This is a genomic window from Rathayibacter sp. AY1E3, from assembly GCF_002932235.1.
Lineage (GTDB): Bacteria > Actinomycetota > Actinomycetes > Actinomycetales > Microbacteriaceae > Rathayibacter.
Genome location: NZ_PSVN01000019.1, coordinates 1 through 19208 on the forward strand (window position 1 = coordinate 1; position 19208 = coordinate 19208).

The following is a 19208-nucleotide window of genomic DNA, read 5'->3' on the forward strand; positions in this document are numbered from 1 at the left end:
GCAAGCCTCCTCGCCGTCGTCGCACTCGGAGCCGCCACCGCCGCTCCGATCGCCTCGGCCCCCCCTCCCGTCGAGAAGGACACGCCATGCCAGCAATCGTCATCACCGGCGCCCAGTGGGGCGACGAGGGCAAGGGACGCGCCACCGACCTCCTCGGCAGCCGCGTCGACTACGTCGTGAAGTTCAACGGCGGCAACAACGCCGGGCACACCGTCGTGGTGGGCGACGAGAAGTACGCCCTGCACCTGCTCCCCTCCGGCATCCTCACCCCGGGCGTCGTCCCGGTCATCGCGAACGGCGTCGTCGTCGACATCGAGGTGCTGTTCCACGAGCTCGAGGCGCTGAGCGCGCGCGGCGTCGACGTGTCGAAGCTGCTCGTCAGCGCCAACGCGCACGTCATCACCAGCTACCACCGCACCCTCGACAAGGTGACGGAGCGCTTTCTCGGCAAGCGCCAGATCGGCACCACCGGCCGCGGCATCGGCCCGGCGTACGCCGACAAGATCAACCGCGTCGGCATCCGCATCCAGGACCTCTTCGACGAGAACATCCTCCGTCAGAAGGTCGAGGGCGCCCTCGACCAGAAGAACCACCTGCTGGTGAAGGTCTACAACCGCCGCGCGATCCTGGTCGAGCAGGTGCTGGAGGACCTGCTGCAGTACACCGAGCGCCTCCGCCCGATGGTCGCCGACACGTCGCTGATCCTCTCGCAGGCGCTCGACGCCGGCAGGACGGTGCTGTTCGAGGCCGGCCAGGCCACGATGCTCGACGTCGACCACGGCACCTACCCGTTCGTCACCTCCTCCAACGCGACCTCGGGAGGAGCGGCCACCGGCTCCGGAGTCGCGCCGAACCGCATCGACCGCGTCATCGCGGTCATCAAGGCGTACACGACCCGCGTCGGCGCCGGACCGTTCCCGACCGAGCTCTTCGACGAGTGGGGCGAGTACCTCCGCCGGCAGGGCTTCGAGTTCGGCACCACGACCGGCCGCCCGCGCCGCTGCGGCTGGTACGACGCCCCGATCGCCCGATACTCGGCGCGGATCAACGGGGTCACCGACTTCGTCCTCACCAAGCTCGACGTGCTCTCGGGCCTCGAGGCCATCCCCGTCTGCGTCGCCTACGACGTCGACGGCGTGCGCCACGACGAGGTCCCGGTCTCGCAGAGCGACTTCCACCACGCGAAGCCGATCTACGAGGAGTTCCCCGGCTGGCAGGAGGACATCTCCGGCTGCCGCGAGTTCTCGGATCTGCCGCAGACCGCGCAGGACTACGTGCGCGCGCTCGAGGCGATGAGCGGCGCCCGGTTCTCGGCGATCGGCGTCGGCCCGGAGCGCGAGCAGGTCGTCGTGCTGCACGACCTGCTCGACTAGAGGCGGCGAGGAGCCGGGCCGGGCAGCCCTCTCGGAGGCGGCCGACGTGGTCACAACGGAGGAAGAACCTCGGTGACCTCGCGGAGTGACGCGGATCCGGAGCCCTCTGGACGAATCCTCCCTCCGTTGTGAACACGCCCGCCGCCGAGCGCGCCGGATAATCGGCGCATGCAGATCTACGCCGACCTCCCGGCCGTCCGCGCGCGGCAGATCCTGGCCGACGCCCTCGCTCTCGGCGTGGCCGTCGTGGCGATCGCCGCGGGGATCGCGGTCGGCTCGCTGATCGCCGGCCTGGCCGAGATCGGCCGGCGGCTCGAGAGCGCCGGCAGCGGCTTCGGCTCGACCATGAGCGACGCCGGGACCACCCTCGGCGGCATCCCCCTGCTCGGCGACGCCGTGCGCGCGCCGTTCGACGAGGCGAGCGGGGCCGGCTCCGTGCTGGCCGCCGCCGGACGCGACCAGCAGCAGCTCGCGAGCGCCCTGGCCGTGGTCGCCGGGCTCGCCGTCGGGGGCCTCCCGCTCCTGCTCCTGGCCGTGCTCTGGCTCCGGCCCCGGCTCCGCTTCGCCCGCCGGACCGCCGAGCTGCGCGCCCTCGGCTCGACCGGCGGCGGAACCGAGCTGCTGGCCCTGCGCGCGCTCACCCAGGCGTCCCCCCGCGACATCCTCGCCGCGCACCCGGAGGCCGCCGCGGGCTGGCGGACCGGTGACCCCGCCGTCACCGCCGCGCTGGCGGCCCTCGCCCTCCGCCGGGCGGGGCTCCGGCCCCGCTGACCCCGCAGGACCACCGCGGGTCCGCCGGAGGGATGACGCCGCGAGCCACTGCGGACGACGCCGGCGACACGGGTGCCTCCGTAGCGTCGAGGACATGCAGAACCAGACCTCCTCCGTCGTGGCGCGCGTCGAGGGCGTGCGCAAGCTCTACGGCAGCACGCCGCCCGTCGTCGCCCTCGACGACGTCACGCTCTCGATCGAGCGGGGCGAGTTCACCGCGGTGATGGGCCCCAGCGGATCCGGCAAGTCGACGCTCATGCACGTCCTCGCCGGCCTTGACACCGCCTCCTCCGGCCGCGTGTTCCTCGGGGACGCCGAGATCACCTCGATGAGCGACGCCGAGCTGACCGTGCTCCGCCGCCGCAGCGTCGGCTTCGTCTTCCAGGCCTTCAACCTCGTCCCCACGCTCGACGTGCGCGGAAACATCCGCCTCCCGTTCGAGCTCGACGGCCGCTCCGTGACCGGCGACGAGGAGCAGTGGATCGCCCGGCTGATCGAGTCCCTCGGGCTTCGCGAGCGCCTCACGCACCGGCCCCATGAGCTCTCGGGCGGGCAGCAGCAGCGCGTGGCGATCGCCCGCGCCCTCGCCACCCGGCCGCAGCTGATCTTCGCCGACGAGCCCACCGGCAACCTGGACTCGCGCACCGGCCGCGAGGTCCTCAGCCTGCTCCGGGCCTCCACCCGCGAGTACGGCCAGTCGATCGCCATGGTCACCCACGACCCGATCGCGGCGGCCTACGCCGACCGCATCGTCTTCCTCCGCGACGGGGCCGTCGTCGACGACCGCCGCGGGATGAGCGCCGAGGAGATCTCGCGCGCGATGCTCACGATGGAGGGCGCGGCGTGAGCGGCGTGCGCACGGGCTCGAGCCAGGGCGGGGGCGCCATCGTCACCGTCGCCGCACTCGCCGCGGCGTTCGGCGCCGTGCTGGTGCAGGTCATCGCCGACATGGTCGCGGCCTTCGCGGCAGCGGGGATCGACGGCATCGGCCAGGTCGCCCTCATGCTCGGGATGGTCGGCGCCGTCTTCTTCGGCATCGCGGTGTTCGTGGGCGGGATCGTCACGGCCAACGCGGTCTCGACCGTCATCGCCGGGCGCACCCGCGAGATCGCCCTGCTGCGCCTGCTCGGCGCCTCCGGCCGGTCGCTGCGCAGCGGGATCGTCCGCACGGGCCTCCTGCAGGGGCTCCTCGGAGCGGCGATCGGCCTGGTCGCCGGCGTCGCTCTCGTGGCGCTCGCCGCGGAGCTCGCCATCCGGAGCGGCACCCTGCCCCGCTTCGACTACCCGCTCGTCTCGCCCGGCCTCGTGCTGCCGCTGATCGCCGTGGTCGCCTCGACGGTCATCGCCTCGTGGTCCGGATCGCGCCGCGTGCTCGCGGTCGCGCCGTCGCAGGCCGCCGGATCCTCCGCCGAGCCCCGCTACGAGGAGCTGCGCGGCCGCACCGCCCGCAACGTCACCGCGATCGTCTTCGTCGTGATCGGCGCGCTGCTACTCGCCGCCGGCGTGGTCCTCGGGCTCGCCAACCCCGGCGGCGTCCTGCTCGGGCTCGTCGGAGGCATGGCGTCCTTCACCGGCGTGATCCTCGGGGCGCCCGTCCTGCTCCCTCCGCTCACGGCCCTCGTGGGCCGCGCCTTCGGCCGGGGCCCCGTCGCCCGACTGGCGTCCGCCAACGCCGTCCGCAATCCGGCGCGCAGCGCCCGCGCCGTCATCGGACTGGTCATCGGAGTGTCGCTGGTCACGATGTTCGCGGTCGCCGCCGCCACCTTCGGCACGATCATGGAGCGCTCGGGTGAGACGAACCCCGAGGTGATCGCGGCGTTCGAGCAGTTCATCCAGGTGAGCACCGCGGTGATGAGCGTCCTGCTCGGCTTCTCGGTCGTCCTGGCCGCCGTCGGGATGGTCAACACGCTGTCGCTCAGCGTGCTGCAGCGCCGGCGCGAGCTGGGCCTGCTCCGCGCGCTCGGCTTCACCGGCTCGCAGGTGCGGTCGATGGTGGTGCTCGAGGCGGCGCAGATGATCATCGCTGCCGCGGTGCTCGGCATCGTGCTCGGGATCGTCTACGGCTGGTGCGGCGCGATCTCGGTGTTCGGCTCGCTGCCGGGCATCGGACTGATCCCGCCGACCGTCCCGGTGCCGATCCTGGTGGCGGTGCTCGTGGTCGGTGTCGTGATCACGGTCGTCTCGGCCGTGCTGCCCGCCCGCCGCGCCACGAAGGTGTCGCCGGTCGCCGCTCTCGCCGTGGCCTGAGGACCGGCACCGCGCAGAACCCGCAGCCGGAGGGCCGGCGCCCTCACACCACCGAGAACCCCGCGGCGAGGGGCTCCCGCCCGCTCAGCGCGAGCAGGAGCTCCTCGCCGCGTCCGGCTCGAGCGGCCAGCCCACCGGTCAGCGCGCAGCACGCCTCGACGGCTTCGGCGGGCAGCACGTGCGGGATCCCGGTGGCCCGCGAGAGGTCGAGCGTGTGCACGACCAGCTCGAGCAGTCGGGTCCGGAGGTACTCGTCCAGCTCGATCGCGTGGCCGCCCACGGCGACGAGGCGGCCGGGACGCTGGGCGGCGACCAGCTCGACCGCGCGGCCCGCCGCCTCCGCCAGCGCCTGAGCCGGCCTGTCGCCGAGCAGCAGCCCCGCCTCGACCCCGCGCCGCGCCACCGCCGCGGGGTCGGCGACGTTCCCGGCCAGCGCGGCGTAGTAGTCGAGCGCGTCCTCGATGGTCGGCTCGGGCGGCTCCGGAGCGAGGAGGTACGCCTCGACCGTCAGCACCGCCCGCGACGCGTGGCCCGCGAGGCCGCGGACGTCCCAGATGCCGAGCCCCGGCTGCTCCCACTGGTCGTCCCGCACCTGCGCGAGCAGGCCGACGAGGGCGGCGGCGGCGGACTCGAACAGCGCGGCGGTGCTCATGGAGCCATGCTGGCACGGTGCCCCACACTGATCGCATGAGCAGTCCCCGCCGCCCCGGTCCCGTCACGCTCGTCGGCCGCTCGATCGTCCTCGAGCCGCTCGCCGCCGACCACGTCGAGCCGCTCGGGCGGGCGATCGGGCATCCGGAGGTGTTCGCCGGCGGCTACGGAGGAGGACCCGCCGGCCTCCCCGGCACCCCGGAGGAGTTCCGCGCCTTCGTCGACCGCTACTACCCCTGGGGCACGGGCCTGCCGTTCGCCGTGCTGCAGGAGGGGCGCGTCGTCGGCACGACCTCGCTGGCCGACTTCGACGAGACGCGCGAGGCTGCCCACCTCGGCTGGACGGCCTACGCGCCCGAGACGTGGGGCACCGTCGTGAACCCGGAGGCGAAGCGGCTGGTGCTCGGGCTCGCCTTCGACAGCGGCTACGAGCGGGTGAAGCTCCAGGCGGATGCGGTGAACGCGCGCTCGCGGGCCGCGATCCTCCGCCTCGGCGCCGTGTTCGAGGGGGTGCTCCGCCACGACCAGCGCCGGGCCGACGGCTCGTGGCGCGACACGGCCGTCCACTCGATCCTCGCGGCCGAGTGGCCGGCCGTCCGCGACGCGCTCGACCGCCGGATCGACGCGGCGCTAGCGCTCCCCGCCTCGACTGCGCAACCGCTGACCGGGCGGCCGCCCGAGGAGTAGGAAGGAGGCATGGAACGCATCCACTACGCCGGCAGCTCCGTGCTGACGGGTACCGCCATCGCGCGGTCACTGCTGGCCTACGCGGAGGCGCTGGCGCTCACCAAGGGGTCGATCACGGTCGACATCCCGATCCGCCAGGAGTCCGGCCGGCCCGGACGGGCGGCGCTGCTGATCGGACCGGCGAGCCAGCTGTTCTCGGAGTCCGAGGACGACGGAGCCGAGGAGCTGCTCGACGAGGAGCTCGTCGAGCGCTTCACCCGCGAGACGGCCCGCCTGGGCGTCTCGCACCCCGTGGCCGAGGAGGACGGCGACGCCGGGCCCCTCTCCGCCGTCGACACCGAGATCCCGCACTTCCACGGCGAGGACGACTCCTGGTGAGCATCCGGGGCGCCGGTAGGATCGACACTCACGACTCCGCCCGATCCTTCGCGGACGGGCGACTTCCCGAACGGAGAACCGCCTGATGGGGCGACTGATCTACGACTCGACCCTCGAGGCCGACTTCGACGACCGTCTGCTGGCGCACCTGCAGATCGTGATCGGCTCGAAGCTCGCGCGCAACGAGTCCTTCTACTTCTCGTGGAAGGACTCGCAGGCGGTCGGCGACGGACGCACCTCGATCTGGCTGCACCCCGCCATCCCGTTGCGCTTCAAGTACCACGGCGGCCGTGCCCCGAACATCAACCCGGACTGGATCCGACAGCTGCTCGCCGACTCGCACACGGCGCACGGGCTGCGGATCAGCGAGGAGCCCCACGGGACCGCCCGTCAGAGCGAGGAGAGCATGCTGTGAAGCGCGTCGAGATCATCTACGGCGGAGCGCCGTTCAGCCTGAGCGAGACGTCGGCCGCGGAGGTGCGCGAGAGCATCGACCGCGCCCTGGACGGCTCCGCGTCGCGCTGGATCACGGTGAACCAGGGCGAGGGCGAGCCCCGCGAGACCTCGATCCTGATCACGCCGGGAGTGGCGTTCTCGGTCGCCGACGTCGCGCACTGAGGTCGACGCCGCGGTCACGGTGATCGCCGCCGCTCACGCCGCCGGCTCGGTCCGGGGCGCTCGCACCGCCGGCCCGCCTCGGAACGACTGCCGTCCTCAGCGCACCCGCGCCGCTCAGCCCGCCAGCACGCGCGGGAACTCCCCCGGGATCTCGCTCGCGAGGTACCCGGCCGGGCCGATCCGCGCGGAGAGGCGCGAGTCCGCCTCCGTGTGCAGGAATGCGCCCCACGCGGCCGCGCCCATCGGATCGACGCCGCGCCCGCGCAGGCCCGCCGTCGCTCCGGCGAGCACGTCGCCGCTGCCCGCGGTGGCCAGCCCGGGGTGCTCGCCCTCGATCCGCACCGCGTCGCCGTCGGGCGAGGCGATCGCGTTGAACAGGCTCACCACCGCGCCGTAGCGCTCGGCGACAGCGAGGGCGGCCCGCTCGACGTCGTCGACCTCCTCGCCGAGGAGGCGGGACGCCTCCTCCGAGTTCGGGGTCAGCAGGAGCCTGCCCGCGAGCCTCCGCGCGAGACGGCGCTGCCCGGGCAGGACTCCGAGCGGGAAGGCGTCGAGGTGCACGGCCGGCACGTCGTCGAGGAGCGGAGCGAGGGCACGGAGGGTCGCGGCGGTCGCGCGCGGGTCGTCCAGGCCGGGTCCGATCAGGGCGACGTCGGCGGAGGAGAGTTCGCCGGCCAGGACGTCGAGCCCGCGGCCCGAGACGGAGCCGGTGCGCGTTTCCGCGAGCGGGACCACTCCGCACTCCGGCAGGGCGACCGCGGTGGCCGACGCGACCGACTCGGCGACGCAGAGCGTGATGCGACCCGCGCCGGTCCGCAGCGCGGCGATCCCCGCGAGGATCGCGGCGCCGGGCGTCTTGCGGGCGCCGCCGACGACGACCACGTCGCCGCGGGAGTGCTTCGAGCCTCCGGGCTCCGGGAGGGGCCAGCGCTGCTCGAGCAGGGCGCTGGAGACGAGGTCACTCATGAGGGTCTCCTTCTCCGGCCGCGCGGTCGTCGTGCCGGGTGACGGGTGCGCCGGAGCGCTCGAGGTGGGACGTGCGGTTGAAGAGCTCGAGGCGCCACGCGTCGCCGTCGCGGACGAGACGGGTGACGGAGCCGTTGGCGACGGGCGTCGAGGCGCCGATGTCGAGCAGCTCGTGCTCGGAGAGGCCCTCGAGGACGTAGCGGAGGACGAGGACGACCGCGTCGTGGCAGAAGAGGATCGCCGGCCCGGGAGGCGCGGCGACGGCGAGGTGGTCGACGAAGGCGCGGACGCGGAGTGCGAGGTCCGTCCAGGCCTCGCCTCCCGGCGGCCGGTAGTAGAACTTGCCGAGCCACTCGCGCCGCGCCGCCTCCTCGGGCATCCGGGCCCGCACGCCGGCGGAGGTGAGGCGGTCGGTGACGCCGAGGTCGCGGTCGCGCAGGCGCTCGTCGGGGCGAAGCCGCAGGTCGATGCCGGCCTCGCCGAGGGCGAGACGCGCGGTGGCGGAGGCGCGGCGGTAGGGCGACGTCCAGGCGGAGGCGGGCCGCGCCTCCTCGGCCAGCCTGCGGCCGAGCGCGCGGGCCTGCTCCTCGCCGGCGGGGGAGAGCTCGACGTCGGGGTCGCGGCGGTCGACGGCGATCTCGTGCGCCCCCGAGGCCTCGGCGGCGCTCGCCGCGATGTTGGCGAGGCTCTCGCCGTGGCGGACGAGGAGGAGCTCGGTCGGGCCGGTGGAGGAGGCGGGCATGACTCCACGCTCCGCCTCGCGGGCCGGAGGCGCCAGGGGGTTCCGCCGCGGCGACGCGGGTTGCTACGGAGTCGTCAGGGGTTCCGCCGTCGTCAGGGCGCCTCTCCGTCGGCGCGCTCCTCCGCCGAGACCGCCGTGACGACCGCGGTGAGCGTCTCGGGGTCGCTCAGGATGCGGAAGTGCCCGCCGGTCTCGATCCGGACGTTGACCGCGCCCTCGAGCATGCTGCCCTCGGGGATGTGCGGATCGAAGAGGCCGAACACGGAGGTGATCCGCGCGTTCGCTCCGGAGCGGCTCGACAGCAGCAGGGTCGTGGCGTCGCGCGGCGAGAAGGCGCGCAGGCTCCGGAGGACCAGGTAGGGCGCGTAGCGGGAGCCGCCGAACGGGGTCGCCACGGCGACCATCCGGTCGACCCGGCCGTCCGGGTCGAGCTCGGTCATCACGTACTTGCCGATCAGTCCGCCCTTGCTGTGGGCGACGATCACCACGTCGCGGAGCCCGTGCTCGGCGAGGTAGGCGGCCACGTCCTCGGCTGTCCGGGCGACCGGGCGGCCGTTGCGGCCGAGGCTCGTCAGCACGTGGAGAGGGTGCCCGCGCTCGTGCAGCGGATCGATGATCGGGCGGAGGAAGGACCAGGTCTCCCAGATCCCCGGGAGGACCACGACGGGCCGCCGGTCGCCGTCGAGGTAGTCGTCCGGGGCGCGGCGCGAGAGGACGCCGCGCACCTGCCAGGCGACGGCGTAGGCGTAGTCGCGGATCCACCAGACGGCGTCGCGGACCAGGCGCCGGAGCCGGCTCATGCCGCCGGCTCCGACCGGAGGGGCAGCGGGGCGGCGGGCCTCTCGCCGAGCGCGGCGGCGAAGCGGAGGATCTCGCGGGCGAGCGCTCCGGGCTCGGTGCGGGGGACGACGTGGCGCGAGCCGGCGAACTCGACGAGCCGCCCCTCGCGCGCGTGGGCCGTGAGCCGCTCGCACCAGTCACGGGTGGCGATCGGATCGTCGAGGCCGCGGGCGACGAGGACCGGCACCTCCAGCCGGGCGACGCGCTCCTGCACCGGATGCCGCAGCATCTCGGGCAGCTGGCGCAGGTACCAGCGCAGGCCGCCGCGCAGGTAGTCGGCCAGCAGGATCGCGTCGACGCCCACCGGCTCGCCGAGGCAGTCCCGCAGCAGCGCGAGCCCCTGGCGGACCGCTCCGGGCCGCTGCGGATCCACCACCGGCCCGATGAGCACCGCGCCGTCGACCAGGCCGGGCGCGCGCAGCCCCAGCTCGACCGCCACCTGCGACCCCATCGAGTGCCCGACGACGACCGCGCGCGAGACGCCCAGTCCGCGGAGGACCTGCTCGACCTGCCGCGCGTGGTCCTCGAGGCCGATCCTCCGCCGCGGGCGCGCATTCGCGCCGAAGCCGGCGAGGTCGACGCCGATCATCCGGCCGTGCCGCTTCAGGCGGGCGGCGAGCGGCGAGAAGGTGTGGTGCGACATCCCGATCCCGTGGATCAGGACGAACACCGCGCCCGCTCCGGCCGGACCGGTGTCGACCGTCCGCAGCGTGACGCCCTCGACCTCGTGTCGCACGGGGAGGACGCGGCGGGGCGGTGTCGGCAGCATCGTCCCAGGCTAGGGATCGGCGGCCGGCCGCGCGGGGGGATGCGCCCGCTCCCGCCGTGGTCTAGGCCGCATCCACCCTGGGGAGGAGCGTTCACCCCGCCGGCCGCCGGCGAGCGTCCCGTCGTGCCCGCTGTCAAGCGGCTCCTCCGCGGCGGCGCCCCTGCCTAGCGTCGGAGGAGGGGGTCGGCGTACGCCGCTCCCGGAGGGATGACGCCATGCGGATCGCGATCGTCGGGGCGACCGGCAACCTGGGGACGGCGCTGCTGCGGCGCCTGCACGGCGAAGCCGGGGTGGAGGAGATCGTGGGCATCGCCCGCCGGGCCCCTCGGCTCCGCTCGGAGGAGTACCGCGACGTGCGCTGGGTCGAGATCGACCTCGCGTCGAGCGTCGCCCCGCGGCGGCTCCGCGAGGCCTTCGCCGGCGTCGACGCCGTCGTGCACCTCGCCTGGGCGCTGCAGCCCAGCCACGACGAGCCGTTCCAGCGGCTGGTCGACGTCGGAGGCACCGCGGCCGTGCTTGAGGCAGTTGCCGCCGCGGGAGTCGGCCAGGTCGCCGTCGCCTCGTCCGTGGGTGCCTACAGCGCGGCGCCGAAGTCGATCCGGGTGACCGAGGACTGGCCCACGGGCGGCCTGCACACCTCGACCTACAGCCGCCACAAGGCCGCGAACGAGCGGCAGCTCGACGCCTTCGAGGAGCGGCACCCCGAGATCGTCGTCACGCGCCTGCGCCCGGGGCTCGTCTTCCAGCGCGGAGCGGCGACGGAGATCGCCGGGCTCTTCGCCGGTCCCCACTACCCGACGCGGTGGCTGAAGGCGGTCCGGATCCCGGTCCTGCCGCTGCCGCGGAGCATCGTCTTCCAGGGCGTGCACGCCGACGACGTGGCCGACGCCTTCTGGCGCGCGCTCGACCGGCGCGCCGGCGGGGCCTTCAACATCGCGGCCGAGCCGGTCCTCACTCCGGAGCGGCTGGCGCACGCCTTCGGCGCCCGCCTGGTCACGGTGCCGTTCGGGCTGCTCCGCTCCGTCGTCACCGCGACCTGGCACCTGCGCCTGCAGCGCACCGACGCGGGCTGGCTCGACATCGCGGGCAACGTCCCGGTGATGTCGACCGAGCGCGCCCGCGCCGAGCTCGGCTGGGCGCCGACCCGCACGGCCGAGGAGGCGCTCGCCGAGCTCGTGGCCGGCCTGGCCGACCGCTCGACCGTCCCGGGCTCACCCCCGCTCCGGGGATGATCCGGCCGGTCGTCGATCGGAGGCGAGCCCTCCCGGTCAGTCGGCGACGCGGATGAGCACCTTGCCCGTCGCTCCCTGCTCGACCGCGTCGTGGGCGGCCGCGGTCTCCTCGAGCGGGAACCAGGTCAGCGGGAGGCCCGCCTCCTCGCCCACCGGGAGCGCGCCGTCGGCGAGCGCCGCGGTGATGTCCTCGGCCGCGGCCTGCAGCGCCTCTTCGCCCACCGTGTAGAGCAGCAGGCCCTGCCACCGGGCGTTCTTCGCGAAGCTCGCGACGATCGGCACGACGAACTCGTCGCCGTTGTTGTTCGCGTAGTACCCGATGCTGCCGTGGTTGGCGAGCACCTCGACGTCGAGCGCGGCGTTCTGAGCCGGGGCGACCTCGACCACGTGCTGGACGCCCTCGGGGGCGAGCTCGCGGATCCGGTCGGCGAGCGCGTCGTCCGGGTACTGCAGCACGTGCTGCGCGCCGGCCGCACGGGCGAGCCGCTCCTTGGAGTCGCTGCTCACCGTCGCGATGACGGTCGCCCCGGCCCAGACCGCGAGCTGGATCGCGGCGTGCCCGACGGCTCCGGCGCCGCCCTGGACCAGGACGGTGCGGCCGGCGAGGGCGCCGGGCGCGAGGCGGGAGGGGCCGTGCTCGTGCACGGTGAGGGCGCGGTGGGCGGTCATCGCGGGGACGCCGAGGCTCGCGGCGACGTCGGTGCCGACGCCCTCGGGCAGGCGCACGACGTGCTCGGTGGCGAGCACCGCCGACTCCTGCGCGGTGCCGGTGGGGCGGCGGTGCGCGGAGAGGTACATCCAGACCCGGTCGCCGACGGTCAGGCCCTCGACGCCCTCGCCGACCGCCTCGACGACACCGGCGCCGTCCTGGTTCGGGACGACCTCGTCGAACGCGAGGTCGCCGTCGGCGCGTGCCTTCCAGTCGGTCGGATTCACGCCCGACGCCAGGACGCGGACGCGGACCTCGCCGGCGCCCGGCGCCCGCTCCTCCCGGTCGACGAGGGAGAGGACGGAGGAGTCACCGGTGCGGGAGTAGACGATCGATCGCATACGGAGGGCAAGGAGCGCGGGCGGCGGTGTATTCCCGGCGGCACGACGAAGGGCGGCGGGCCCGGAGGCCCGCCGCCCTGTCAGCGCCGACGCATCAGTGCTGCACGTCCTCCTGGACGGCGTGCTTGGCCTCGCGGGCCGAGTCCTTCACGTCGTCGGTGGCGGAGGTGCCCGCCTCCTTGACGTTCTGCGCGGCGTCGGTCGCGGTCTCCTTGACGGAGGCGAAGGCCTGCTGCGCGGGCTCGCGGAGCTCGCTCGCCGCCTCCTTGGCCGCGTCGGTCACCTTGTCGACGACCGGCTGGGCCTGCTCCTTGACGCGGCTCGCCGCCTCCTTCTCCTTGCTGGAAGCGGGGATGAGCGAGGCGACGAGGAGTCCGGCGCCGAGGGCGATGAGCCCCACGGCGAACGGGTTGCCCTTGGCCTTGGCCTTGGCCGAGCCCGCACCGCTCGAGAGCGAGTCGGAGGCGTCGTGCGCCGAGCCCATCACGCGGTCGCGGACGGAGCCCACGGCCGACTTGACCTTGTCGGTCTGACGCTGCGCGATGGCGGACGGGCTGACCTTCTCGGCCAGCGCGTCGACGTCTCCGCCGAGCTCGAGGCGCGTGCGCTCGATGTCCGCCCGGATCTCCTCGGGTGTCTTGTTCTGTCCTGCGTCGTACGTCATCGTCCTGCCCCGTTCGGCTTGAGGGTGTCGGGAATCTTCTTGAGGGAGTCGACCGTCTCGGGAGCGCCGTCGACCTGCTTCAGGCTCTTGCGGCCCACCGCGTAGAGGATCGCGGCCACGATCGCCCAGATGACGGCCACGACCACTCCGGACCAGCCGTTGCCGATCAGAGTGCCCAGGCCCCACCAGAGGGCGATCGAGAGGAAGAGCACGGCCATCAGCGCGGCGTACCCCGCCCCGCCGAGGAGGCCCGCTCCCTTGCCCGCCTTGCCGGCGGACTCCTTGAGCTCGGCCTTGGCGAGGGCCATCTCCTGGCGGATCAGGGTGGAGAGGTCGCGCGAGACCTCGCCGAGCAGATCGCCCAGCGACGTCGACCCGGCCCGCTGGTCGGGCGTCTCCGTCGAGCGGTGGACGCCCGTCGGGTCGGTCACAGCCGGCCGCCGTTCGGGAAGCCGCCGTCGAGCGGGTCGGCGACGGGCTCGGTCGGCGCGTAGTCGCGCTCGAGGGAGCTCGATCCGACGGTGCCGTAGGCGGACGCGACGGGCGCGTCGTACGCGGAGGCGTCGGAGTACGCGGTGGTCGAGGCGGGGGCGTCGAACTCGGGCCCGTCGGTGCGGGTGCTCGTCGCCTCCTTCTCGTCCTTCGCCTCGGCGGTCAGGGCGCGGATGAGGCGCCCGCCGACGAGTCCCGTCGCCGCGGCGATGAGGATGAAGGCACCCGGGCGGCGGCGGGCGAACGCGCGGACGTCGTCGAGGAGCTCGGACGGGTCGCGGTTCTCGAGCCACGAGGCCACACCCTGCACGCGGGTGGCTGCCTGGGAGACGAGCTTCGCGGCGGCGTTGTCGCTGCCGCCCTCGCCGTTGGCCAGCGCGGTCAGGTCGTCACTGAAGGCGCGGGCGCCCTTGGCGGCGTTCTCCTTCTGGGCGTGGGCCTGCTCGGTGAGCTGGGTGCGGCTCTGGTCGTAGAGGTCCTTGACCTGGACCTTGGCCTCCTGGACCACGTTGGCGGCCTCGTCCTTGCCGGTCGAGAGCACTTCGCTCGCGGCCTGCTTGGCGTCGCCGGCGACGGCGCCGGCCTGGTCCTTGGCGGTGCCCGCGGCGGCGCTCGCCTTCTCCTTCGCGGAGTCGGCCGTGCCGCCCGAGGAGGAGCCGGAGGAGGTGTCCGTGGAGGCGACGTGCGCCCCGCTGTCGATGGGGGTCTCGGTCGCGCCGAAGTTCGCGGCGCCGTCTCCGAACGGAGGTGAAGCGGGATCGATGTTCGACATCGTCTGTCCCTTCCAGGATCGAGTGGGGAATGAATGCGTGCCGGCGTCGCCAGTCTGTTCGGGCCCTCGAGTACCGGGAAGGGCATAGCGGCTGACCCCCCGATGGGGCTACCATCCCGCGCCCACGAGGGCGGGTCGCAGAGGGCCCGTGGATCGACTGCTCCGCCGCCTCGTCAAGCCCCTTCTGACCCGCGAACAGGGCTCCCTACCGTCGAGAGGACAGACATCGGACGTCCGCACCCGGATCCGCCCGGCTACCCCGGAAAGGCAACCAGTCATGTTCTTCCACCGTCAGGAACTCCAGTTCACGTCCACGCCCTCGAAGCCCGACGCGGTCTTCGCCCGCCGCTTCCAGGAGGTGCTCGGCGGCCAGTACGGCGAGATCACCGTGGCGATGCAGTACGGCTTCCAGGCCTGGAACGCCCACGACCCGGGCAAGTACCGGGACCTGCTCTTCGGCATCGGCGCCGAGGAGTTCGGCCACGTCGAGATGATCGCCGTGATGATCGCCCAGCTGCTCGAGAAGGCCCCGGTCGAGCAGTCCGAGGACGCGATGAAGAAGGACCCCGTGCTCGCGGCGGTCATCGGCGGCTCCGACGTGCAGCACGCCATCGTGGCCGGCGCCGGCGCGCGCCCCGTCGACAGCATGGGCAACCCGTGGCAGGGCTCCTACATCACCGCCAGCGGCAACCTGCTGGCCGACTTCACCGCCAACGCGAACGCGGAGATGCAGGGCCGGCTCCAGGTCGCCCGGCTCTACCACATGACCGACGACCACGGCGTGCGCGACCTCCTGTCGTTCCTCCTGGCCCGCGACACCATGCACCAGAACCAGTGGATCGCGGCGGCCGCCGAGCTGCGCGCGGAGGGCCGGGAGGACCTGCCCGTGCCCTCGAACTTCCCGATCTCGAAGGAGGAGCGCTCCGTGTCGTACGAGTACATCAACTTCTCGGACGGAGCAGCGGCCTCCGAGGGCAGCTGGGCCTCGGGCCCGACCCCGGACGGCAAGGGAGAGTTCAGCTACCGTGTCGCGGAGCCCGGCGGCAACGTCCCGATGCCTCCGCCCACGCAGCCGGACGAGCGCCTCTACGGCACCGACCCGAAGCCGAACATCGTCGAGAAGGCAGTGGGGGCCGTCAAGGACGCGGTGACGGGCAAGTGAGCGCCGCACGGGTCCTCGGGGCGCTCGGCGCCTCCGCCCTGACGATCGGCCTGCTGGCCGGCTGCACCGGCGACGCCCAGACGCCGTACCAGTCGGGGAGCGCGGTGCCCACCAGCGCCGACGACGGATCGTCGCAGACGCCCACGAACGCGCCCTCGCAGTCCGCTCCGTCCGAGTCCGCCACCCCGGCGACCTGATCCCGCGCCCTCGACCGGCCGGCACCGGTCGAGGGCGCGAATCATCGCAGTCCAGCGGGCACCCGGGCAAGCCCCTTCCCGCTCCCAGGAAGCGGGCAGTTCCCGGTCCTACGGTCGTGCCAACGATCAGCGAAGGAGGCACCACCATGGGGCTCGATGACAAGATCAAGAACGCCGCTCAGGACATCGCCGGCAAGGCGAAGGAAGCCCTGGGCGACCACAAGAACGACGACAGCCTGAAGGCCGAAGGCCAGAAGGACCAGGCCGCGGCCTCGGCCAAGAAGGCCGGCGAGGACGTCAAGGACGTCTTCAAGTAGGTCTCGGCAGTACCGCGAAGGCGGCGCTCCCCTCGGGGGGCGCCGCCTTCGCTGTTCCCCGGCTAGGGGTGCAGGACGACCTTGATGCAGCCGTCCTCCTTCTTCTGGAAGGTCTCGTAGAGGGCCGGAGCGTCCTCGAGCGGCGCCCGGTGGGTCACGAGGTCCATCACGCCGAGCGGATCGGAGGAGTCCTCCACCAGCGGCAGCAGGTCGTCGATCCAGCGCTTCACGTTGCACTGGCCCATCCGCACCGTCACCTGCTTGTCGAACATCGACTTCAGCGGCATCGGGTCGGCCTCTCCGCCGTAGACCCCGCTCAGCGACACGGTGCCGCCGCGGCGCACCAGGTCGAGGGAGGCGTGCACTGCGGCGAGGCGGTCGACGCCGACCGTGTCCATCGCCTTGCGGGCGATCGGGTCGGGCAGGAGCCCCGCCATCGACTGCGCGAACGAGCCGACAGGCGAGCCGTGCGCCTCCATGCCGACCGCGTCGACGACGGAGTCGGGGCCGCGCCCGTCCGTGAGGTCGCGCAGCTGCGCGGCGATGTCGTCGGACAGGTCGAACGTCTCCACGCCGTACCGCTCGGCCATCGCGCGCCGCTCGGCGACGGGCTCCACGGCGAGGACGCGGTAGCCGCGGTGGGCGCCGATCCGCGCCGCGAACTGGCCGACCGGGCCGAGTCCGAAGACGACCAGGGTCCCGCCGTCGGGCACCTGCGCGTACTCCACGCCCTGCCAGGCGGTGGGCACGATGTCGCTGAGGAAGAGGTAGCGCTCGTCCGGCAGGTCCGTGCCGACGACGATCGTGTTGTAGTCGGCCAGCGGCACGCGGAGCAGCTCGGCCTGCCCGCCGGGGACCTGGCCGTACATCTTCGTGTAGCCGAAGAGCGCCGCTCCCGAGCCGTACTCGGTGACCTGCGTCGTCTCGCACTGCGACTGCAGCCCTCGGCGGCACATGAAGCACTCGCCGCAGGCGATGGTGAAGGGCACGACGACCCGGTCGCCGGGCTTCAGGGTGGTGACTCCGGAGCCCACCTCCTCGACGACGCCCATGGGCTCGTGGCCGAGCACGTCCCCGCGGTCGATGTAGGGCCCGAGGAGGCGGTAGAGGTGCAGGTCGGAGCCGCAGATCGCGGTCGAGGTGATCCGGACGATCGCGTCGGTCGGCTGCTGGATGCGGGGGTCGGGGACGGTCTCGACCGAGACCTTCTCGATGCCCTGCCAGGTGAGTGCTCGCATGCTCGTGTCCGTTCTCCGGCTCGCGCCGGTCGGGGTCGGTGTCCCTCCACCGCACACCCGGAGGGCGCCGAGGGGGAGGGGCTTGACGCTCCCCGGAGCGTTCCCGAGGGGGATTCCCGGGAGAACGCACGGACGTGCATCCCGCGTTCACCCGACTCACGGCGGCCGAGTGGTGGGATGGGGGGATGGATGCTCTCTACACCGCCATCGCCCACGCCTCCGGTGGAGGACGCGACGGCCACGTCCGCACCGAGGACGACCGTCTCGACCTCGACACCCGCGCCCCGCAGGAGCTCGGCGGCTCCGGCGAGGGGACCAACCCCGAGCAGCTGTTCGCGGCCGGCTACTCCGCCTGCTTCCTCAGCGCCCTGCACGGAGCCGGTCGCCAGCTGAAGATCGACACGACCGACGCGGCCGTCTCGGCCAGCGTCTCGATCGGGAAGAACGACTCCGACGGCTTCGGCCTCTCGGTCGAGCTCGACGTCTACGTGCCGAAGGCGAGCTCCGAGGACGCGCAGAAGGTGGCCGATGCGGCGCACCAGCTCTGCCCGTACTCCAACGCCACCCGCGGCAACATCCCCGTGCAGATCAACCTGGTCGACTGACCGGGCCCTCTCGACGGCCCCTCCCGGACTCCGGGCAGGGGCCGTCGTCGTGTCCGGGGGCGGTCCGTTAGGGTCGGGGCATGACCGAGGAGCTGTCGCACGAGGAGCCGTCGCACGAGGAGTCCCTGGCGCGGGCCGAGCTCGTGCAGATCCGTCAGAGCATCGACAACATCGACGCGGCGCTGATCCACCTGCTCGCCGAGCGCTTCAAGTTCACGCAGAAGGTCGGCCGGCTGAAGGCCGCGCACGGGCTGCCCGCCGCGGACCTCGAGCGCGAGGCGCGCCAGATCGCGCGGCTGCGGGCGCTCGCCGAGGAGTCGCACCTCGACCCGGCGTTCGCCGAGAAGTTCCTCGGGTTCATCGTCGCCGAGGTCATCCACCACCACCAGCGCATCGCCGACGGCGCCGAGGACTGAGCCTCAGCCCTCGATCCGCAGCAGCCCCGCCGTGCGCTCGCGCAGCACGCCGAGCAGCAGCGGGTAGTCGGGGAAGAGCTGGTCGCGCCGCAGCGTCGGCACCCGCAGCCCGAGGGGGACCTCCGTGATGCGGCCGTTCGTCTCGGTGAGGGTCAGGCGGAGGCTCCGGCTCCCCGTCGGGCTCGAGGCGACGACCGAGCGCAGAGCCTCGAGCGGGAAGATCAGCCCGTCGATCTGGATGGCCGACTCCGACACCACGATCGAGCCCGGCAGCCCGGGCCGCAGCGCCAGCCGCGCGGCGACCAGCCCGAGCGGGAGGGAGAGCGCCACGACGACCGCCCCCAGCGCGATCTGCGCGCGGTCGCCCGACGGGGATCCCGCGAGGGCGACGGCCAGGACGCCGGCGGCGAACGCCTCCGTGGCGACGACGACCAGGGCGACCGCCCGGCGCTGGAGCGGAGCGCGGTGCGGCCGGAAGCGGACGGCCGAGGCGGGCCCGGCCAGAGCGGGCGGCAGGGCGTCGCGGACGCGGGCGGCGGCGCCGAGGTCGGCGAGCAGGGCGGCGAGGTCCTCCGGGCGGAAGTGGCCGCAGCGGACCTCGACTCCGTCTCCGCGGCACCAGGCGACGAAGCCGTCGCCGTCGGCGGACTCGAGGAAGCGGACCGACCGGCGGGGCCACTGCTCGCGGCGGCGGCGGCCGCGCATCAGCACGACCTGCGTCTCGGTCGTCATCACGCGGGTGGGGGAGACGACGAAGAGCGAGACCGCCGAGGCCAGTCCGATGACGACGGTGAGGGCGAGGAGCCCGAGCGCGAGCACCGACTCGTCGAGGACGCCGCGGCGGTCCGCGAGGACGGCGAACGGGATGAGCACGGCCGCGAGGCCGGCGCCGAGGAGCCGCAGGAGGAGGGCGCGGAGGCGTCGCAGGACCGACGGGCCGTACACCCGTCGCGTCCGGATCGCCATCGGTTCCGACTCCATCGCGTCAGGCTAGCCCCGGCCGGGACCGGTCGCCCGGAGA

At 73.7% G+C, this 19208-nt stretch carries 25 protein-coding genes; 14 read left to right on the forward strand and 11 right to left on the reverse strand.

Going from position 1 to position 19208, the window contains the following annotated elements; translation table 11 throughout:
- Positions 1-86 precede the first annotated feature (86 nt).
- From C5C53_RS13940 to C5C53_RS13955, 4 genes are all read left to right on the forward strand, one after another.
- Positions 87-1373: an adenylosuccinate synthase gene (locus C5C53_RS13940; RefSeq protein WP_104267799.1), complete on the forward strand. Its 1287-nt coding sequence runs from the start codon at positions 87-89 to the stop codon at positions 1371-1373.
- A gap of 168 nt (positions 1374-1541) precedes the next feature.
- Positions 1542-2144 carry a hypothetical protein gene (locus C5C53_RS13945; protein WP_104225708.1) on the forward strand — a complete coding sequence of 201 codons (603 nt, stop codon included), beginning with the start codon at positions 1542-1544 and terminating at the stop codon, positions 2142-2144.
- A 94-nt stretch (positions 2145-2238) separates the two neighbouring features.
- Positions 2239-2991, forward strand: a complete 753-nt coding sequence (locus C5C53_RS13950; protein ID WP_104222781.1) for an ABC transporter ATP-binding protein — start codon at positions 2239-2241, stop codon at positions 2989-2991.
- A complete protein-coding gene (locus C5C53_RS13955; RefSeq protein ID WP_258075432.1) occupies positions 2988-4391 on the forward strand; it encodes an FtsX-like permease family protein in 1404 nt (467 codons plus the stop codon). The genes C5C53_RS13950 and C5C53_RS13955 overlap by 4 nt, the downstream gene beginning before the upstream one ends.
- A 43-nt stretch (positions 4392-4434) precedes the next feature.
- On the opposite strand, the gene C5C53_RS13960 is transcribed toward C5C53_RS13955, so the two are convergent.
- Positions 4435-5043: a maleylpyruvate isomerase N-terminal domain-containing protein gene (locus C5C53_RS13960; RefSeq protein ID WP_104267800.1), complete on the reverse strand. Its 609-nt coding sequence runs from the start codon at positions 5041-5043 to the stop codon at positions 4435-4437.
- Between the two features lie 35 nt (positions 5044-5078).
- On the opposite strand from C5C53_RS13960, the gene C5C53_RS13965 reads away from it, so the two are divergent.
- From C5C53_RS13965 to C5C53_RS13980, 4 genes are all read left to right on the forward strand, one after another.
- A complete protein-coding gene (locus C5C53_RS13965) occupies positions 5079-5729 on the forward strand; it encodes a GNAT family N-acetyltransferase (protein WP_104267801.1) in 651 nt (216 codons plus the stop codon).
- Between the two features lie 9 nt (positions 5730-5738).
- Positions 5739-6107 (forward strand): hypothetical protein, encoded by a 369-nt coding sequence (locus C5C53_RS13970; protein WP_104250672.1) that lies wholly within the window; start codon positions 5739-5741, stop codon positions 6105-6107.
- An 85-nt stretch (positions 6108-6192) separates the two neighbouring features.
- The gene (locus tag C5C53_RS13975) at positions 6193-6522 is read left to right on the forward strand and encodes an ATP-dependent DNA ligase (protein WP_104222776.1); all 330 of its coding nucleotides are present in this window, start codon (positions 6193-6195) and stop codon (positions 6520-6522) included.
- A complete protein-coding gene (locus tag C5C53_RS13980) occupies positions 6519-6725 on the forward strand; it encodes a hypothetical protein (RefSeq protein WP_104222775.1) in 207 nt (68 codons plus the stop codon). The genes C5C53_RS13975 and C5C53_RS13980 overlap by 4 nt, the downstream gene beginning before the upstream one ends.
- Positions 6726-6839: 114 nt before the next feature.
- Here the strand turns inward: C5C53_RS13980 and C5C53_RS13985 are convergent, their stop codons facing one another.
- From C5C53_RS13985 to C5C53_RS14000, 4 genes are all read right to left on the reverse strand, one after another.
- Complete coding sequence (locus C5C53_RS13985; RefSeq protein WP_104267802.1) at positions 6840-7691, reverse strand: NAD(P)H-hydrate dehydratase; 852 nt, start codon at positions 7689-7691, stop codon at positions 6840-6842.
- Positions 7684-8433, reverse strand: a complete 750-nt coding sequence (locus C5C53_RS13990; protein WP_104267803.1) for a histidine phosphatase family protein — start codon at positions 8431-8433, stop codon at positions 7684-7686. The genes C5C53_RS13985 and C5C53_RS13990 overlap by 8 nt, the downstream gene beginning before the upstream one ends.
- A 92-nt stretch (positions 8434-8525) precedes the next feature.
- Positions 8526-9233 (reverse strand): triacylglycerol lipase, encoded by a 708-nt coding sequence (locus C5C53_RS13995; protein WP_104239324.1) that lies wholly within the window; start codon positions 9231-9233, stop codon positions 8526-8528.
- A complete protein-coding gene (locus C5C53_RS14000) occupies positions 9230-10042 on the reverse strand; it encodes an alpha/beta fold hydrolase (RefSeq protein WP_104267804.1) in 813 nt (270 codons plus the stop codon). Before C5C53_RS14000 ends, C5C53_RS13995 begins: the two co-directional genes overlap by 4 nt.
- Before the next feature lie 215 nt (positions 10043-10257).
- Here C5C53_RS14000 and C5C53_RS14005 point away from each other — a divergent pair, with 215 nt between their 5' ends.
- Complete coding sequence (locus C5C53_RS14005) at positions 10258-11274, forward strand: NAD-dependent epimerase/dehydratase family protein (RefSeq protein WP_104222770.1); 1017 nt, start codon at positions 10258-10260, stop codon at positions 11272-11274.
- 36 nt (positions 11275-11310) lie between these two features.
- Here the strand turns inward: C5C53_RS14005 and C5C53_RS14010 are convergent, their stop codons facing one another.
- From C5C53_RS14010 to C5C53_RS14025, 4 genes are all read right to left on the reverse strand, one after another.
- Positions 11311-12324 (reverse strand): NADPH:quinone reductase, encoded by a 1014-nt coding sequence (locus tag C5C53_RS14010; RefSeq protein WP_104234273.1) that lies wholly within the window; start codon positions 12322-12324, stop codon positions 11311-11313.
- 94 nt (positions 12325-12418) lie between these two features.
- Positions 12419-12988, reverse strand: coding sequence for a DUF3618 domain-containing protein (locus tag C5C53_RS14015; RefSeq protein WP_104267805.1), 570 nt, complete (start codon positions 12986-12988; stop codon positions 12419-12421).
- A complete protein-coding gene (locus C5C53_RS14020) occupies positions 12985-13419 on the reverse strand; it encodes a phage holin family protein (RefSeq protein WP_104222767.1) in 435 nt (144 codons plus the stop codon). The genes C5C53_RS14015 and C5C53_RS14020 overlap by 4 nt, the downstream gene beginning before the upstream one ends.
- Positions 13416-14252: a hypothetical protein gene (locus C5C53_RS14025; protein WP_104225698.1), complete on the reverse strand. Its 837-nt coding sequence runs from the start codon at positions 14250-14252 to the stop codon at positions 13416-13418. The genes C5C53_RS14020 and C5C53_RS14025 overlap by 4 nt, the downstream gene beginning before the upstream one ends.
- Positions 14253-14529: 277 nt before the next feature.
- Here C5C53_RS14025 and C5C53_RS14030 point away from each other — a divergent pair, with 277 nt between their 5' ends.
- The 3 genes from C5C53_RS14030 (at position 14530) to C5C53_RS14040 (ending at position 15928) form a co-directional block, all read left to right on the forward strand.
- Complete coding sequence (locus C5C53_RS14030; protein WP_104222765.1) at positions 14530-15414, forward strand: manganese catalase family protein; 885 nt, start codon at positions 14530-14532, stop codon at positions 15412-15414.
- Positions 15411-15611, forward strand: a complete 201-nt coding sequence (locus tag C5C53_RS14035) for a hypothetical protein (RefSeq protein WP_104222764.1) — start codon at positions 15411-15413, stop codon at positions 15609-15611. The genes C5C53_RS14030 and C5C53_RS14035 overlap by 4 nt, the downstream gene beginning before the upstream one ends.
- A gap of 146 nt (positions 15612-15757) precedes the next feature.
- Positions 15758-15928: a CsbD family protein gene (locus C5C53_RS14040; protein ID WP_104222763.1), complete on the forward strand. Its 171-nt coding sequence runs from the start codon at positions 15758-15760 to the stop codon at positions 15926-15928.
- A 62-nt stretch (positions 15929-15990) separates the two neighbouring features.
- Here C5C53_RS14040 and C5C53_RS14045 read toward each other — a convergent pair whose 3' ends face one another.
- Positions 15991-17166, reverse strand: coding sequence for a zinc-dependent alcohol dehydrogenase (locus C5C53_RS14045; RefSeq protein WP_104222762.1), 1176 nt, complete (start codon positions 17164-17166; stop codon positions 15991-15993).
- A 185-nt stretch (positions 17167-17351) separates the two neighbouring features.
- Here C5C53_RS14045 and C5C53_RS14050 point away from each other — a divergent pair, with 185 nt between their 5' ends.
- Together C5C53_RS14050 and C5C53_RS14055 are read left to right on the forward strand one after the other, a co-directional pair.
- Positions 17352-17771, forward strand: a complete 420-nt coding sequence (locus tag C5C53_RS14050) for an organic hydroperoxide resistance protein (RefSeq protein ID WP_104222761.1) — start codon at positions 17352-17354, stop codon at positions 17769-17771.
- 80 nt (positions 17772-17851) lie between these two features.
- Positions 17852-18187 (forward strand): chorismate mutase, encoded by a 336-nt coding sequence (locus C5C53_RS14055; protein ID WP_104222760.1) that lies wholly within the window; start codon positions 17852-17854, stop codon positions 18185-18187.
- Positions 18188-18190: 3 nt separating this feature from the next.
- Here the strand turns inward: C5C53_RS14055 and C5C53_RS14060 are convergent, their stop codons facing one another.
- On the reverse strand, positions 18191-19168 hold the full coding sequence (locus C5C53_RS14060) for a hypothetical protein (RefSeq protein WP_146076942.1): 978 nt from the start codon (positions 19166-19168) through the stop codon (positions 18191-18193).
- Positions 19169-19208 lie beyond the last annotated feature (40 nt).

What these genes read in the sequence shown, in the direction of transcription:
- C5C53_RS13940 (WP_104267799.1), top strand. Translation starts at nt 87, where the DNA reads ATGCCAGCAATCGTCATCACCGGCGCCCAGTGGGGCGACGAGGGCAAG.
- C5C53_RS13945 (WP_104225708.1), top strand. Translation starts at nt 1,542, where the DNA reads ATGCAGATCTACGCCGACCTCCCGGCCGTCCGCGCGCGGCAGATCCTG.
- C5C53_RS13950 (WP_104222781.1), top strand. Translation starts at nt 2,239, where the DNA reads ATGCAGAACCAGACCTCCTCCGTCGTGGCGCGCGTCGAGGGCGTGCGC.
- C5C53_RS13960 (WP_104267800.1), bottom strand. Translation starts at nt 5,043, where the DNA reads ATGAGCACCGCCGCGCTGTTCGAGTCCGCCGCCGCCGCCCTCGTCGGC.
- C5C53_RS13965 (WP_104267801.1), top strand. Translation starts at nt 5,079, where the DNA reads ATGAGCAGTCCCCGCCGCCCCGGTCCCGTCACGCTCGTCGGCCGCTCG.
- C5C53_RS13970 (WP_104250672.1), top strand. Translation starts at nt 5,739, where the DNA reads ATGGAACGCATCCACTACGCCGGCAGCTCCGTGCTGACGGGTACCGCC.
- C5C53_RS13975 (WP_104222776.1), top strand. Translation starts at nt 6,193, where the DNA reads ATGGGGCGACTGATCTACGACTCGACCCTCGAGGCCGACTTCGACGAC.
- C5C53_RS13985 (WP_104267802.1), bottom strand. Translation starts at nt 7,691, where the DNA reads ATGAGTGACCTCGTCTCCAGCGCCCTGCTCGAGCAGCGCTGGCCCCTC.
- C5C53_RS13990 (WP_104267803.1), bottom strand. Translation starts at nt 8,433, where the DNA reads ATGCCCGCCTCCTCCACCGGCCCGACCGAGCTCCTCCTCGTCCGCCAC.
- C5C53_RS13995 (WP_104239324.1), bottom strand. Translation starts at nt 9,233, where the DNA reads ATGAGCCGGCTCCGGCGCCTGGTCCGCGACGCCGTCTGGTGGATCCGC.
- C5C53_RS14000 (WP_104267804.1), bottom strand. Translation starts at nt 10,042, where the DNA reads ATGCTGCCGACACCGCCCCGCCGCGTCCTCCCCGTGCGACACGAGGTC.
- C5C53_RS14005 (WP_104222770.1), top strand. Translation starts at nt 10,258, where the DNA reads ATGCGGATCGCGATCGTCGGGGCGACCGGCAACCTGGGGACGGCGCTG.
- C5C53_RS14010 (WP_104234273.1), bottom strand. Translation starts at nt 12,324, where the DNA reads ATGCGATCGATCGTCTACTCCCGCACCGGTGACTCCTCCGTCCTCTCC.
- C5C53_RS14015 (WP_104267805.1), bottom strand. Translation starts at nt 12,988, where the DNA reads ATGACGTACGACGCAGGACAGAACAAGACACCCGAGGAGATCCGGGCG.
- C5C53_RS14025 (WP_104225698.1), bottom strand. Translation starts at nt 14,252, where the DNA reads ATGTCGAACATCGATCCCGCTTCACCTCCGTTCGGAGACGGCGCCGCG.
- C5C53_RS14030 (WP_104222765.1), top strand. Translation starts at nt 14,530, where the DNA reads ATGTTCTTCCACCGTCAGGAACTCCAGTTCACGTCCACGCCCTCGAAG.
- C5C53_RS14040 (WP_104222763.1), top strand. Translation starts at nt 15,758, where the DNA reads ATGGGGCTCGATGACAAGATCAAGAACGCCGCTCAGGACATCGCCGGC.
- C5C53_RS14045 (WP_104222762.1), bottom strand. Translation starts at nt 17,166, where the DNA reads ATGCGAGCACTCACCTGGCAGGGCATCGAGAAGGTCTCGGTCGAGACC.
- C5C53_RS14050 (WP_104222761.1), top strand. Translation starts at nt 17,352, where the DNA reads ATGGATGCTCTCTACACCGCCATCGCCCACGCCTCCGGTGGAGGACGC.
- C5C53_RS14055 (WP_104222760.1), top strand. Translation starts at nt 17,852, where the DNA reads ATGACCGAGGAGCTGTCGCACGAGGAGCCGTCGCACGAGGAGTCCCTG.
- C5C53_RS14060 (WP_146076942.1), bottom strand. Translation starts at nt 19,168, where the DNA reads ATGGAGTCGGAACCGATGGCGATCCGGACGCGACGGGTGTACGGCCCG.